The sequence below is a fragment of the Sphingobacterium sp. JUb20 genome, from assembly GCF_004342035.1.
Taxonomy (GTDB): domain Bacteria; phylum Bacteroidota; class Bacteroidia; order Sphingobacteriales; family Sphingobacteriaceae; genus Sphingobacterium; species Sphingobacterium anhuiense.
In genome coordinates, this window is the sequence record NZ_SLYV01000001.1 from 697,207 (window position 1) to 712,944 (window position 15,738).

A 15,738-nucleotide genomic window follows, 5' to 3' on the forward strand; every position below is an offset into this window, starting at 1 on the left:
TTTTGTAGTAGTCTGTTTCCTTGCCATTACCTGCCATCTAATAATTTTGTTTCATTAAAAAAACAACGCGAACAGATTTATTTAACCCCTGTACAGTTATACTATTTTTTGTCAGCAAGATAAAATAGCACACCTTTTACAGGGGATATGCCAAAATAGAAAACAGTCTTTATTAGCAATGCTTAAATATAAAATGGAAACTATAAAAAAAGTACTTTTAATCAATGCACATCTGCCCTATCCCAATTGGTCAGAAGGAACACTCAATAAAGCTTTTATACAGGTGGCGCACGAATTTTTCTTATCAAAGGGCTACGAGGTTATCGAGACGAGTATCGAGAAGGGATACAACGCAGACGAGGAAGTAGAAAAACATTTGGAAGCGGCGATCATCATTTTACAGACACCGATTAACTGGTTTGGAGCCCCATGGATCTATAAAAAATTTGTTGATGAAGTGTTCAATAGCGGTTTATTCAGTGAAAAATTTCTTTCAGGTGATGGCAGAACCAGAGAAGAACTCTCCCGGCAATATGGAACAGGAGGTAAAATGCAAGGTAAAAAATTTATGGTCTGCAGTACCTGGAATGCACCTGAAGCAAGTTTCAATGATGAAAACCAACAGTTATTTAGAGGCATAAGCACTGCTGATTATTTAATGCATATAACAAGTAATTACAGATTCTGCGGCGTAGAAGTTGTATCGGACTATAACTGTTTTGATATTTTTAAAGATGGTGATATCGCAACAAGCCTTAAAGACTATCCGGCACATCTAGCTCAGGTTTTTGAAATTTAACAACGTTCATAGATGCATAACAGCGTAAATGAATTGCGAGGACGCGCCCAATAGTAAGTCCTATTCCCTATATTCAAACTGTAATGATGATCGTTTTACTTTTACTTTGAAATTAGGAGCATTTACTTAAAACGGTTCTTCATTTTTTGCTAAAATGAAGAACCGTTTCTGGTGACTAGTGAGTTTCCTGGAAAAACTGTTTGGTATCTCCTACAGGAACATCAAATTGATTTTTTTCCAAAGCTAAAAACAATTCATCAGCAACCTCAGAAGCAGGAATACCATTTGCCCCTCCGATTTCTGCGGAGAATTCGGTATCGACCAAAGGCGGATAAACTTCATAGACCTGCAGCTTTTTCTGGTCTTGATAGGTCTGTCTTAATGTGGCAGTATAGCTATGGAGCGCTGCTTTCGTAGCACCATAAGTGGGCAGCATCACATGGCTTCCGAACACTGCTATTGATGAAATATTAATAACAGCCGCTTCAGCTTTCTGAAGAAGATGTGGAATGAGCAATTCTGTAAAATGGATGACGCTGAAATAATTGGTATTCATCTCAATAGCTGCTTTTTCATGTGCTCCGATAGTTTCACTCAAAAGATAAGCAAATGCAGCACCTGCATTATTGATGATGATATTAACATCCGGATAATTTGTTTTCAAATCATTGGCAATACGGATTCTATCAGATTCAACCGACAGATCTCCCTGAATGGCCACTGCTTGGTCCAGTTCTTTTAACGCCTTTTGAAGCCGTTCTTCATTTCTGCCGTTGATAATAACTTTATTTCCTGCTGCATTTAATTTCTTAGCGATCGCTAATCCGATTCCGGCACTTCCGCCGCTGATGAATATGGTATTTCCTGTTGTTTTCATATTGTTATTATTGATCTATAGTTTTATAATCTGTATAACCCTTTTCGCCCGGCGTATAAAATGTATTTTGATCCGGAACATTTAATGCAGCTCCGGTTCTGTAACGCTCCACTAAATCAGGATTTGCAATAAAGGGTACACCAAATGATACCAGATCGGCATCACCATCACCTATAACCTGATTGGCCGTATCTTTATTAAAGCCGCGGTTAATGATGATCGTTCCTGTATACAGCTGACGGAAATGCTTGGCAACTTCCTGGATAGCATTGGCGTTTCCGGAAACATCAGTAAAAGGTTCTATCAAGTGCAGATAAGCCAGATCGTAATCATTCAGCCTATTGACTAGATAGTTGTAAAATGCAATGGTCTCATCGTCGACCAAAATACCCATAATACCGTTTAAAGAAGGATTGAGACGAACCGCAACTTTACGGATATCGGCAACCTCTTTTATGGCATCTAAAATCTCGAAAAGAATGCGCGCTCTATTTTCGATCGCACCCCCATATTCATCGTTGCGCAGATTAGAATTTTTACTAAAAAACTGCTGCAGTAAATAGCCGTTGGCAGCATGAAGTTCAACACCGTCAAATCCAGCTTCAAAAGCATGAAGCGCCCCTTGTTTGAAATCATTAACCGTTCTTTTAATATCAGCAACCGTCATGGGCTGAGGAGCGACAGTAGGTTTAAATCCCGTTGCTGTAAAAACCTGCTGCTCTGGATTTACATCCGACGGAGCCAACGGTTTTTTACCCTGATGAAGATCAGGATGCGAGTATGCTCCAGTGTGCCAAAGCTGGGCAAAGATGACTCCGTTTTCAGCATGTACTGCTTCCGTGGTCAATTTCCAGCCTGCGATCTGCTCTTGCGTATAAATTCCAGGAACATGTATAACACCTACTGCCTCAGGACTGATAAATGTACCTTCGGTAATGATCAGTCCAGCAGAAGCACGTTGCTTGTAATACAGCGCAGTCAACGCTGTTGCTTTATTTTCGGGATTATCAGAACGGCTTCTGGTCATGGGAGCCATCACTATCCGGTTCCGCAATTGTAATCCATTTTTATGGTAAGAATTAAATATTACACTGTTTTCCATGGTATTAATAATTTAAAATAGTAAATTTGCTTGCATTTTGCAAGTACAAATATAAAATTCAACTTGCAAAACGCAAGTGTTTTTTAAAAAAAATACATTATTATGAAAAATAGATCGCAATGCCCTATCAGTTGTTCATTAGATATTTTAGGAGATAAATGGTCCTTATTGCTCATCCGGGATTTAATGCGCTTGAAACAATGCACCTACAGCGACTTTTTAAAATCTGGCGAGAAGATAGCGACCAATATCTTAGCTTCAAGATTATTAATGCTGGAAGAAAATGGACTGATCAGTAAACTGGATCATCCGGAAAGCAAAGCAAAAGTTTTATACACCCTTACTAAGAAGGGTATCGATTTACTCCCCATATTGATTGAGATGCAATTATGGGTAGACAAATATTACACGGTACCCAAAGAACAGAAAGAGATCATTAAAGCTGTTAAGAAAGATAAAGCGGGTTTTATAAAAGCACAAAAGAAAGTATTATCGGATGGAATTAAGGTAGAGCACTGATATTATAAAAGTTAAGATGACAAGCAGGAGATCAATTCACCTATGAGATCTTTCGTACAGTGGCGCAAAGTTCAGTTATTCTTAAAATAAGTAACAGCAATTCTGTTAAAACTTTTAAGCAAAAAAGCAGATCTCCTGACCCATGATTTAGATATTGGAAAACTTATACCTTCATAAACTGGTCAATTATTTGAACTAAATAGTCAAAATATAAGGACTAATTAGAAAAGTTAAGTGTTATTTATTTCAATATATTTGCATTATATTTTTTACTTCACTGGTCATCAATCGGTGATTCAAATTTCTTTTGATTTCCTTTATCATCTGAGTTTTAAATATCGTTTATGAAAAAAATGATCAAAGTACCAACATCATTAATAAGTGGTCCTACCCCTCAAAATGCGTTAATGCTCGACGGATGCTCTATTATTGAGCAATGCATCCATAGTATGGAAGCTAAGGGAACGATGTATCTGGAAGAGCATCTCCTCATGATAGTGCTCGAAGGATCGGCAACGCTAACTTATGGCAAACAGCAGTATGTTGTCGGTAAAAATGAAATGATTCTGCTAAAAAAGGCAACGGCGGTCAAATACGATAAAATTGGTAATCCCGAAAATGACAATATCTATGACAGCCTGATGTTTAGCATCAAAGATGATTTATTAAAATCATTTTTAGCTATGTCTGAAATAAAGGTTCCGAAAATTGAAGGAGAAATAAAGACGGGAGTTTACCCGATGAATGAATGCCTTGTTGCTTTTGCAAATTCTATGAAACCTTATTTTTTGGATCATTCTGTTGTGCAACCCGGACAATTACGCCTTAAGATCATGGAATTACTGTATGACATCGCTGAGGGAAATCGGAATATGTTTCTCCAAATTTTACAGTTGCATGAGCCCGTTAGGGCGGATATCCGTCATGTTGTGGAAATGCATTATGCCTCACCGGTTTCTTTACCAGAATTAGCGTATCTATCCGGCAGAAGCCTATCTAGTTTTAAACGAGATTTTAAAGCCATTTACAATATGACTCCTGCATCATGGATTCGGGAAAAACGTCTTGAAAAAGCGAAGGAAATGTTAGAGGCAACACAATTGCCTGTTTCAGAAATTTGTTATTCTCTGGGCTTCGAAAACATTTCACATTTTTCGAGAATCTTTAAAGAATACCACGGACAAGCACCGACCGTATTTCGTCATTAAAATAGAGATGGCCATCAAACCCGATTTCTCCTGCTCATTTGGACTTAATAGAATAAATAGTTGGACGTTATAAAAAAATGGAAACCTTTTATCGTCTGTAAATTTGTAACATAAATTAAAAAATATAAAATTATGTCGACAAATAAAAACAGTAATACTGTACAAGATTACGAAGATGTGTTAGCCATTGTAGCAGGATACGTGGATGGGCTAAAAACGGGCAATATCGAACAGTTAAAAAAAGCATTTCATCAAGATGCTGTTATGTATGGTCATTTAGAGCACGACCTTTCACAAGGTAGTATAGAGAACCTTTATGCTTACGTTCAAGAATTTGGTGCCGCACCAAATATTCAGACCAATCTTACGGTGTTACACAAAACGTCCACCACAGCGGTAGTTCGTGTTGAAATGGAACACGATGCCGCAGATGAAGATTTCACAGATTATCACTCCCTGATAAAAATAAATGGAGAATGGAAAATTGTTGCAAAACTATTCCATCTATATACGAAATAATCAAAAACTATTACTTCAACTTTTCATTGGACATAAGACCTTCATTTCCGGTGAATATTCGTTATAAAATTTAGATATGTCAAAATTATTCCGTCCTTTAACTGTAAAATCAGTAACTTTTAGAAACAGGATCGTGACGTCGCCCATGTGTATGTATATGGCTAATGATGGTTTTGCCAATGATTGGCATTTAGTACATTATGGCTCTAGAGCGATGGGTGGTGCAGGTTCTGTCATGCTCGAAGCGACAGCAGTCCATTCCGATGGACGCATTGGAGTTGGAGACTTGGGAATCTGGAAAGATGATCATATTGAAATGCTTACTAAAATTGCATCATTTATAGAGAATTCTGGCAGTGTCCCAGCAATCCAATTAGCACATGCTGGTAGAAAAGGAAGCACGTGGGCATCTGGACGTGACAGTCATCCGTTGATGCCTCATGATGAAAATGGATGGGAAGTTATTGCTCCGTCTGCAATAGCATTCTCTCCAAACATGCAAACACCACGCGAAATGAGTTCAGAAGATATCACATCAGTACAACAAGCTTTCGCAGATGCCACTAAGAGAGCATTAACAGCTGGTTTTAAATTGATAGAAATACACAGTGCACACGGTTATCTAATCAATGAATTCTTATCCCCTATTTCGAACAAAAGAACCGATCAATATGGTGGAAACCGAGAAAACCGTTCGCGTTTTCTATTTGAAATCATTGATAAAATTAAAGAAGTATGGCCTGCAAATCTTCCAATTGCGGTACGTATCTCAGCAACAGATTGGATGGATGAGGGTTGGACAATTGAAGATTCAAAATGGTTAAGTAAAAAGTTATCACAATTTGGAATCGATATTGTTGATGTTTCGACCGGTGGAACAGTACCTAAAGCTAACATTACAGTCGGTTCAGGATATCAATTACCTTTCGCCAGTGCCATCAAAAGAGAAATAAAAGACAATTTAATAGTTGGTACAGTAGGTTTAATCACGAATGCACATCAGGCAGAAACCATCTTGACAAACGGAGATGCCGATTTGATCTTCATAGGAAGAGAGTTTTTAAGAAATCCCTATTTTGCCTTAGCAGCTGCAGGAGAACTTCGCTCACAACCACCTACCCCGAAACCTTATGAACTCGCATTTTAAATAATGAGGAGGTTCAAGATTGAACCTCCTTATTATTTAACTAACTTTTCGGCTCACTTTCCTAAAAATACGAGTTTATATAAAGAAAATATTTTGTAAGTTGACCGATATTTCATCAACCGTTCAACTGATGATAAACTGCTAAAAAAAGATCAAGAATTAAGACTACTTATGGAGCAACCCACACCGCAACGAGTAAAAGAAATATTTGACCCATTTTACAAAGCTGACCTGAAACTATGGACTGAATTTGCAAAATATCTACAGGTGCGCACCTTTAAAAAAAATGAGTTAATAAAAGATTATCATAGTAAAGAAAAATACATCAACATATTAATTAGCGGTTCCGTTGCACACTTTGTTTTGGCAGAAGAAAAAGATATCTGCATTAACCTATATTACGAGGAACAATTATTCAGTGATTACTTATCCTTTCTTACCCAATCATCAACGGTTATCAAGACGCAGGCTTTAGAAGAATCGCTCGTATGGTCTATTAGCCATAGCGATCTGCATGCCTTATATTCCAGGTCCACTACAGGGCTAATCATTGGCAAAGCTATTTCAGATGCCATGTTTATCAGAAAACAATCCGAACAGATTAATTTACTGACGCTCAGCCCTACCGAAAGATATTTAAAATTAATCAAAGAGCGTCCTGAGATTTTCCAGAGAACATCATTAAAAATCATCTGCTCTTATCTCGGTATAGCCGCCGAAAGTCTGAGCAGGATTAGAAAAAAAAACGTGTAATGTGCATTTCTTAACTTTCGTCAATTTTTTAACGAAATCATCTTGCTATTTTTGAGCATCAAATAAGCCATTGTACATGAAAAATAAAGTTAATTATAATGCTGTACTGACGTTTTTTATCATTGCCGTTCTTCTTCGCTATCTGACCAATAAAACCGATTTATTGAATGGTATATCAAGCGGATTTATTAAAATCATCCTACAGGGTATTTCTCCCACTATCGCGGCATTAGCCGTCTTCGCTCTCTTTAAAATAAAACCCGTTCTAACATTAAAAGGGAACTACAGCAATATCATCACACCCTTTCTCTTATACTGGGCATTACCCATTATCCTAATTTTAAGTACGGAGTATGCTATCAAAGGAACCCTATCTTTTGAAGCTATTACCGCAATCTTAATTTACGGCCTTTTAGAAGAGATCGGCTGGCGCGGATTTTTACAGCAGCAACTGAAGCCATTACCGGAATTTTTAAATGTATTCATCGTGGCTGTACTCTGGTTTATCTGGCACCTGAACTTTGACCTTAGCAGTTCAAACCTCTTGTTTTTGGGAATTTTAATCCTTGGTAGCTGGGGAATCGGAAAAGTTGCCAATAACACCCATTCCTTATTAGCAGTAGCTGCATTTCACTCGCTCAATAATTTTTTCCCGGAGATGAATACCATAAAAATCATCCTACTCATTTCATTATTGTCCATCTGGATCATTGCGCTGGTCATTAGAAAAAACCAGCAAAATGCGCAAAAAGTTATACTAAGCTAAAAGTCTAGCATACCATACTCCTGTTTTAAGAGAGCTCAAAAAGAAACAGTAAATAAATATCGAACACCAGACTTCTAATTTTAAATTAATCAGTAGCCCATATTTATCTTAAAAAGATCAAACAAAAAGGGAGATACCTACGATATCTCCCTTTTATATTATAAAATTTTAAAAAACCTTTATTTAACTACTCCACCACGATCTCATTCATCTTTTCATTACCATAAAAAACAGGGAAATACATCAACTCAGCCTTTGCCGGATTTACCGTATACACCCCCGTGTATCGTGGTAATAACTCAATTTCAAAAGTATGCGCCCCTTTATTCAATTTCGGACAAAAGATAACTACCCGATCTTTGAAATGTTCCCGATGGGCTTCATTTCGGTAATATCCAGGCGATTTACTTTCATAAGTACAACCTGCAGGAATCGGAACTTCAAGCTGGACGTACTCGGCCTCTCCCGTCAGCGATACAGTAACTTCTATTTTGATCGGTTTACCTTCTTTTAACGTAGTTACAGTTCCTTTTTCGTTTTTAAATCGAGTAGAAACAGTCAAACCTTTATCTTTTTCAAGAGTAGGGTTGGCATTCCAAAAATTCTGATATGCCGTCAGAAACAGCGGTCCTGTCCCCTCTTTACGTACTCGAATCTGTTCAGTCGGCGCAAATGTCTGCGTATAAGGAAATGCAGTAATACGCTTATCGTTCACAATTGCTACAGGTGCCTGAAAAGTTTCGCCTTCTTTCAATAAGTCTGGAAGAATACTTCGAATAATCCGTGAAGACTCATAGATATTGCTCCAGTTGCCCCGTTGCTTCTCTGCAAAGAAATAATTTCGAATAAGCTCGAGATCCGATTCATGCCCCCCGATTGTTTTCAATACTGCATACGCCAATAACGTATTTTCCGTATGCGTTTCAGTTGGATTCAAAAATATCCTTTCGTTCTTATCAGAAACACCTCCCGAAGTCCAATACATACCACCTAAAATTGTTTTTGAAGCATATTTAAGCACAGTATCTGCGGCATGAGCATCTGCGATCCCCAATTTAGCCATCAACAGATATTTAAGCAATATATCCTTCGTTGATTTACTTTTCAACTTTCCATCAATAGCAAGAAAATAGTGTTTATAATCCGTTTTGGGATCCAGCCGGTTTAAAAACACCAATGCATTAAACAATCCTTCCTTGGCCATATTAAGTTTATCTTTGTTCCAAAGAACATCCAAAGAAGCTAAACTTCTTTTCAAGCTTTCCTCCTCCCGTTCGATATACAATCTTCTCGTCAACCCCGTCCTGTAACCAGCATCTTCAGCATCCAATAGAACAGAAACGACATAATTACTGATCCATGATACCGTTTCACTTTTATTCCACCAGCCCCAACCTCCAACTGTATTCTTGTTTTTCTGCAATTCTTTCAAAAGGTCAAGGATTTTTTTCTCTTCTTCAAACGGTTTCCCTAAAAGTTTTGTTAACGCTTTCTTAGAAAGTAGCGCACTTAATTTAGATGCCAGCTGTTCGTTGCACAAAAACTTATAAGCATCAATATGTGCTATTTCGCGCTGGATGAATTCCCATGAATTGGCCTCAGCATGCACGGTGATTTCTCCCAGCTCAGGTGATGTTTTTAACTGATATTCTTCTGTTCCATTCAACACCTTAAAATCACCCTGATGCTGCTCCAGTCCTTTTTCAAAAATCGGAATATTTCGTTTCTCGCCATCAAAATAGCCATTAGAAAGTCCGATTGCATACGAAAGTTGCAAGCTATCGCCTTTTCCAGCCCGAACAGCAATTGGATCGCGGTATGACTTCGCTATTTTCAAATTCGTTTTTACAGAATCAACCCCATTGTAGATCGTCCGTAACACCTCCAGACTATCGCCAAGATAGTTAACCACTCGACCTATTGCGGTAAACTGATCGCCACGAATAGCAAATCGGGGAGCTGCCAAATGTGCGGAAACAGCTTTAAAGGCTTTAATATTCAACTCTTTGGTATCTGCAAAATCTTTTACCCCCTTGGCGATAAAGATTGTTCTCCAATTGGTAATATCATCTGGATAAGTGGTCTCAAAACTTGCTTTCCCTGCAGCATCTGTTTTGAGCTTCGGTTGCCAGAAAGCATCATCATGAAAGTTGACCCGCATCGTATTACCCGATTCGAGGTAAGGCATGGAAACATTCGGCTGTACTGCAGCCACAGTTCCAGTTCTTGTCTGTACCATAATGACTCCATTGGCAGCCCTTGCGCCGTACAAGGCAATCATGGATTGATCCTTTACCGTATTCACGGAAGCAATTGCAGCCGGATCAAAAGAAGCAAGATCACCTTCGAACACCACACCATCCACCAAGATCAGCGGTTTTGTACCAGCATCCATACTGTTATTACCTCGAATCAAGATACCGCTCACCTTTCCTTGCAACAAATTTGGCATATTATTGACCGTGACACTTGTAACTGAACCTGTCATACTTACCCTCTTTTGGCTAGCCACGCCCATCACAACGACCTCATCCAATTGATTGTCCTGCGCCTTCAACTCAACAAAATAATCCTGCCCCATAGATACTTTGATATCCGAAGGATTATAGCCTATTGCAATAATCTGCAACTGTACTGCTTTTTCATCCGAAAGCTCCAATTCGATACTACCGTCAAAATTGGAAAAATACTGCTGTTTCGTACCCATTTTTTTGACAGCAGCTCCAATCACCGGTGCATCACCATCATAAACCAAAATTCTGACAGCGGAGCTGCTATTACGCTTTGCAATAAATTCAGCCTTGTTTATTTTTAGAACTTGACCATGCCCCTGCTGTTCATAAAGAATAGAATCACGAAGCGGATTCAATACCCTGTTTGCAACGGTTTCATCACGGACCATCTTATAAGCCACTGTGGCATGAGGTGATCGCTGGTTCCATTGAATACCATCCAGTTTTAGGTAATTTAGGCCATTCGACTTTAACGTTACAGCCAAACTATAGGCTGTCGAATCGTCTTTCACCACATGCAAAATAATATCCCCGACAGGTAAATTGCGTAAACTATTTTCAGCTCCATAATACAGTCTATAATACCTACGGTCTTCCGCTTTTGCAGGTTCTACGAAAATCAGAGCAGGCTTGACAAGCTTTTGTTCAGCATCCAGACCATAACTTAAATTGAGGTTAAAAGTTGGTTCTTTGGAATCTTTTTTGGCCAAAACAAATTGCGCGACTCCCCAATTATTTTGCATGACCTCCTTAAATTTACTCGCCACATTTTGATGAATATCATTACGCGTCCATAATTTTCTCTTAAAATCCAATTGCGGTTTAAAGTAAGGTGCATCTTTTCGTATATAGTCCGCATCAAAACTTTTCAACTTTTGGTATTGCTTATAAAGGGTATATTGATAGCCGCCTTCTATTTCAAAACGTCCAATTGATGTCGTATCCACGATTAATGTTGCTATTTTGGGCACGCCATTATACATTTCTGTACGCGGAAACGGACCTACCAAAACAGGTGCAGACACTTGGGTGCGCAACCTACTATCATAGGTCCTGTTCGGAAATGGATTCAGATAAAAAAGATCGCCTGAAGTCTGGATATAAGCCGGCATTTCGATAGGCACATTTAGATTTGGTAACTGCCAAGCTCCGAAATTATTGGTTACGGAAATCAACTGCTTTTTGAGTTCCGTGACTTCGGTATCTTTCAGCTTTCCAACATCGTCCTTGGGCAGCATTTTGACCAAGATCTGTCCTTTACCCAGCGTTTCATCAGGGTAGTTGAATCCAATTGTATCCTGCCCTATATTAAAGGACACGATCATTCTCCGGCCTTTTTCAACGCGGAACCCTTTCACCAATACCTCCTTGTCATGTGTTCTGAATTTAAATTCATGCTGTCCCGGATAGATTTCAAAAATATAATCATCATGGTGTTGACTCTGTTTCGCATAAGTCAAAACACCATCTATCCACATCATATGAACCCCTTGTACCAAGCCATTTACCACCAGATATGGAGAAATTTGGCTTTTAATTTCCGCGACCGGCTGCGACGCCTGATAATAAACTTTAGGAAATAAAAATTGGTAAAAAGCAATCGTATCAAGCTGCATTTCTTTAGACCATCTCGCCCAGTCCTTTAATGCCTCCTGGTGTCTTATCTGGGCTTCATCCAGATCAAAATTAAAATTCTGGAAAGGTTGAGCATACCGAATGAGCCCGCCAATCTTGACATTTGGAGCACTTGTATTTTTAAATTTTGATGTAAATCCATAAGCCGTAATATCCACATCCGGCACAGGTTTGCCCACTTTATCGGTCACGGACAATTGCACCTCAGCCTTTTGACCAGGATAAACCGTTGTCGCTGTATTGACCTCTAAATTCAGATTTTTCTGCATAAAAGGAAGATCTTCCTTTATCACTTTGGCACGGCCTGCAAAAAGATAAGTAATCTGCAGGCTATACCCTTCTTTTCCCCGTTCTGAAAATGCTTCGCTTAATTGAGTCGCATAACCCGACGAAACCATTTTCTTACCTTTCCTAACCCGATACCAAAAAGGAATAGCGGCCGGATTACTCACCGTCAATAAAACCGAATCGGTCGTGCGGTAAAAACGATAACGCAGTTGCTCCTTTTGTTCCTGTTCCAAATCCAAGATTTCAGAAATTCCATTCGCCTCAACTCCTATTTCCGTTGCCTGCCATGCAACCGGTATGATATGCGGTAAACGAGCCTGCTCTACGCGCAACATTTCATTGTTTTCACCTAATAATTCGATCTGAGCATCGCTTGATTTTTCAATACCTTTCTCAAAATACTTAATCTCCGCCTGCCCGTCTTTAACGGCGATACGAATTTCTTTTTCCGTATCAAGCAAATTCAGCTGCAGTATTTTTTCATGACGCTCATTGTCCGAACTGAGATAGGTACCTATAACTTGAAAAGGAAGACCCATGTCTGACGGGAAAATCGAATCTGGCAAAACTATTTCCTTTTCCGCGACTTCAGTAAGAGACACCGTTGTCTGCCACAACGTATCTGGAACAAAATTCACCTGATTGGCCTTCATCTTTCCTGTACGGTAGGAGTTTGGTACAACTTTCAATTCTACTCGACCATCATAAACAGGCATATCATTCTCATTGACAACCTTTAACTTCAGGCGGATACTATCCCCTTTTGCAAAATCCGTGCGATCGGATTTCATGCTAAACGTGAGACTTTTCAATTCATATTCTTCATATCGAAATGACTCTTCAAGCAGCACTTGCTTAGATTTGCTAGACTTCAATAAAACACGGTAATATTTATCAAGAGTAAGTCCCAGTCCTGCATTTAAGTCAAAAGAAAAAGCATACATGCCAGGGCGATAGGGAGCAAGTTTTGTTATGACCGTATCTTTCGCATTGCCCACCACATGAACATCCACCGAATCTAAATTTGGTTTCCATTTACCCTCTTCGAGATAAGCCTTGAATTTCACCTGATCATTGGGCTTATACATCGGCTTATTGAATACCATAAAGCTTTGGTTATCAAAACTTTTTTTCTTACGAAAAATCCTTTTAAATTTATATTTTGTCCGTTTCCAGTTTGTTTTCACACCTTGCCAAAAGGATACTTTTTCTTCATAAGGCCAGTTCTTTTCTACACGTAGATAATGATACACCCCTTTATGCAAGATGCTGACGACATCACCTGTTTTCGAATTTGCAGTATGATAATAGCCCAATTTCCGATCATAAGAGACCCTATTCTTGCCCAAAGAAAGGTGTGCATCGGTTATCATATTACCCAATGAATCGTACAAGCAAACCGCAAATGCTTCGGTCGGAATGACCTTAGCATACAGATCATCAATGATAAATTCATCATATATCAAGTTATTTTCATCAGCACGGACCTCGACATAATTGCCACGTGGTAAACTGGACTTTTGACTACGATACTTCCCTTTTTGAACAAAATCGGTCAGCATATCCTCGTTAAATTTCACTTCTCCGATATGGATCTTTTTTAAAATCTCGGGGTTTAATTTATAGATATAAAAATCCGAAGACTGACGTTGACTGTTGAACAGTGTTGACTGCCCAAATGAGGCTATCGAATACAAAAAGGTTAAAACACTAACGATAATTGACTTCCAACTCATAAAAGGTATTGACTAAATTCCCTTAAAAATAGATAAATTTTCCAAACACACACATTATACTTCATTATACGCACAAATTTTCGTGTAGAGATATCAAAATTTCCCAATAAAACCTGCATCAGAAGCTATAATCTCGGTGAAAAATTCTTCATTGGGAGGAATATGTTGTACAACACAAATTCATGTTAGGAGATAATCGCCATCTAAATATTAAAATCAGTGAAATTTAATTTTATTTAGAACAATTCCAGATTAAAACCTATATTTGAACCTATCTATCTAAAACGACTTGCTTAGTGAGCCTTAAACTATTTTTTACAAAAAAAAACAAGCAGAAAAAATCACCTGAACAAATATTTCAGGAGTGGTTCGATGCCTATTGGAATCGACTTGTTGATTTTTGTGAACACCATTGTAATGATGAGCAAATCGCTATGGATATGGTACAGGATATTTTCTGCTCGCTTTGGAAACGTAAAGAAGTGATGGAAGAAATTATTCAGATCGAACACTATCTCTTTCGCGCTGCGCGAATACGGATCAATGATTATTACCGTGAAAAGTATAAGCGTATCGATCAGACACATGAATTGACAGAGACCTTCTGTCACAGCATCAACAACACAGAGGAGACCATCTATTTCAGAGATCTTGATCATTTTGTAGATGGCCTGGTCAACCGACTCCCATGCCGTTGCCGTCAGGTCTATACCCTGAGCCGCAATAGCGGTCTAAGCATACCCGAAATTGCCGAAGCATTGTCTTTGTCCGAAAAGACTGTCGAAGCACATCTCACGAAAGCCCTAAAATTCCTGAGAAATAAGATCGCGACATCAGAACAAAAATAATTTTTTTTTAGACTAAGGGTAAAACAGCTAAACGACGACTGGTATATAAAAATATATGAAGATCGATCATCAGCTCTTGGAAAAATACTGGTCAGGCCAGTGCACACCTGTTGAGAAACAAGCTGTGGAAGCTTGGATGGCTGATGGTATTCCTGATGAAGAATTTCCACGCAAGCAAAGTAACTATACACCCGAAGAGAAAAAAGCGATCTTATGGCAAAATATTCGCCATCAAGCTGATATCCCAGATACGTTCTCGGCAGAAAAATCAACCCGTAGACGCTGGCCTACACTCGTCGCAGCAGCCAGTATCGTGAGTATCCTATCCGCAGCTTGGCTCTATCTTCGATCTGATAAAATGACAGCAGAACCGATCGTAACCACCCGCTTTGTACAGATCGAAGTACCTTTTGGAAAAAAACAAAAACTCATCCTCAGCGATGGAACGACCATAAGTCTCAATTCCGGAACAAAATTACGCTATCCCGAAAAATTTGATGCAGCGAAAAGAGAAGTGACCTTAGATGGTGAAGCTTTTTTTGAGGTGAGCAAAGATCCAAAACGACCTTTTATTGTCCAGACTAAAAATACCAGAACCCGCGTACTGGGTACCCGATTCAATTTGCTAAGCCGTACCGGACAGTCCGATATGCTTACTGTAGAAGAAGGACGAGTGCAATTTACCGCAGCAAATTGTCCGGACACCCTTATTTTAAAAGCCAATATGCAAAGTAGTTATGCTGCAGGAAAGATGAAATCAAGTACCGTAAACAGTGAACTGTCGACTGCCTGGATGGAAGGACAACTTATATTCGACAACAAAACTATCAAACAGGTGATTCCGGAACTTGAACGCTGGTATAATGTAAAGATCACCTGTCACAATACAGCAATACTGAATGATCAGGTGAGAGGGAAGTTTAAGCAGGCTTCTTTAGCATCAGTTTTACATGATATCAGTTTTGCAACCTCCATCAAATATACCATCAAAGATAAGGAGGTCAGCTTATATAGATAATCGATTCGCA

Annotated in this window: 12 protein-coding genes; 9 read left to right on the forward strand and 3 right to left on the reverse strand. The window is 38.9% G+C overall.

Features of this window, described 5'->3' with window-relative positions; all coding sequences use genetic code 11:
- Positions 1–193: 193 nt before the first annotated feature.
- Positions 194–799, forward strand: coding sequence for an NAD(P)H-dependent oxidoreductase (locus EDF66_RS03070; RefSeq protein ID WP_132840475.1), 606 nt, complete (start codon positions 194–196; stop codon positions 797–799).
- 175 nt (positions 800–974) lie between these two features.
- Here the strand turns inward: EDF66_RS03070 and EDF66_RS03075 are convergent, their stop codons facing one another.
- Positions 975–1,676 (reverse strand): SDR family oxidoreductase, encoded by a 702-nt coding sequence (locus EDF66_RS03075; RefSeq protein WP_132840477.1) that lies wholly within the window; start codon positions 1,674–1,676, stop codon positions 975–977.
- A 7-nt stretch (positions 1,677–1,683) separates the two neighbouring features.
- A complete protein-coding gene (locus EDF66_RS03080; RefSeq protein WP_132840478.1) occupies positions 1,684–2,778 on the reverse strand; it encodes an alkene reductase in 1,095 nt (364 codons plus the stop codon).
- Positions 2,779–2,880: 102 nt separating this feature from the next.
- Here EDF66_RS03080 and EDF66_RS03085 point away from each other — a divergent pair, with 102 nt between their 5' ends.
- The 6 genes from EDF66_RS03085 (at position 2,881) to EDF66_RS03110 (ending at position 7,690) form a co-directional block, all read left to right on the forward strand.
- Complete coding sequence (locus tag EDF66_RS03085; RefSeq protein ID WP_021190983.1) at positions 2,881–3,297, forward strand: winged helix-turn-helix transcriptional regulator; 417 nt, start codon at positions 2,881–2,883, stop codon at positions 3,295–3,297.
- A 344-nt stretch (positions 3,298–3,641) separates the two neighbouring features.
- Positions 3,642–4,505: an AraC family transcriptional regulator gene (locus tag EDF66_RS03090; protein WP_132840480.1), complete on the forward strand. Its 864-nt coding sequence runs from the start codon at positions 3,642–3,644 to the stop codon at positions 4,503–4,505.
- Positions 4,506–4,637: 132 nt separating this feature from the next.
- The gene (locus EDF66_RS03095) at positions 4,638–5,024 is read left to right on the forward strand and encodes a nuclear transport factor 2 family protein (RefSeq protein ID WP_132767386.1); all 387 of its coding nucleotides are present in this window, start codon (positions 4,638–4,640) and stop codon (positions 5,022–5,024) included.
- Positions 5,025–5,100: 76 nt separating this feature from the next.
- Complete coding sequence (locus tag EDF66_RS03100; protein WP_132840482.1) at positions 5,101–6,171, forward strand: NADH:flavin oxidoreductase/NADH oxidase; 1,071 nt, start codon at positions 5,101–5,103, stop codon at positions 6,169–6,171.
- A 171-nt stretch (positions 6,172–6,342) separates the two neighbouring features.
- Positions 6,343–6,924: a Crp/Fnr family transcriptional regulator gene (locus tag EDF66_RS03105; protein WP_132840484.1), complete on the forward strand. Its 582-nt coding sequence runs from the start codon at positions 6,343–6,345 to the stop codon at positions 6,922–6,924.
- 76 nt (positions 6,925–7,000) lie between these two features.
- Positions 7,001–7,690: a CPBP family intramembrane glutamic endopeptidase gene (locus tag EDF66_RS03110; protein WP_132840486.1), complete on the forward strand. Its 690-nt coding sequence runs from the start codon at positions 7,001–7,003 to the stop codon at positions 7,688–7,690.
- A gap of 187 nt (positions 7,691–7,877) precedes the next feature.
- Here EDF66_RS03110 and EDF66_RS03115 read toward each other — a convergent pair whose 3' ends face one another.
- Complete coding sequence (locus EDF66_RS03115; RefSeq protein ID WP_132840488.1) at positions 7,878–13,862, reverse strand: alpha-2-macroglobulin family protein; 5,985 nt, start codon at positions 13,860–13,862, stop codon at positions 7,878–7,880.
- 296 nt (positions 13,863–14,158) lie between these two features.
- Here EDF66_RS03115 and EDF66_RS03120 point away from each other — a divergent pair, with 296 nt between their 5' ends.
- Positions 14,159–14,710 (forward strand): RNA polymerase sigma-70 factor, encoded by a 552-nt coding sequence (locus EDF66_RS03120; RefSeq protein WP_132840490.1) that lies wholly within the window; start codon positions 14,159–14,161, stop codon positions 14,708–14,710.
- Positions 14,711–14,765: 55 nt separating this feature from the next.
- The gene (locus EDF66_RS03125; protein WP_132840491.1) at positions 14,766–15,728 is read left to right on the forward strand and encodes a FecR domain-containing protein; all 963 of its coding nucleotides are present in this window, start codon (positions 14,766–14,768) and stop codon (positions 15,726–15,728) included.
- The last annotated feature ends 10 nt before the right edge of the window (positions 15,729–15,738 follow it).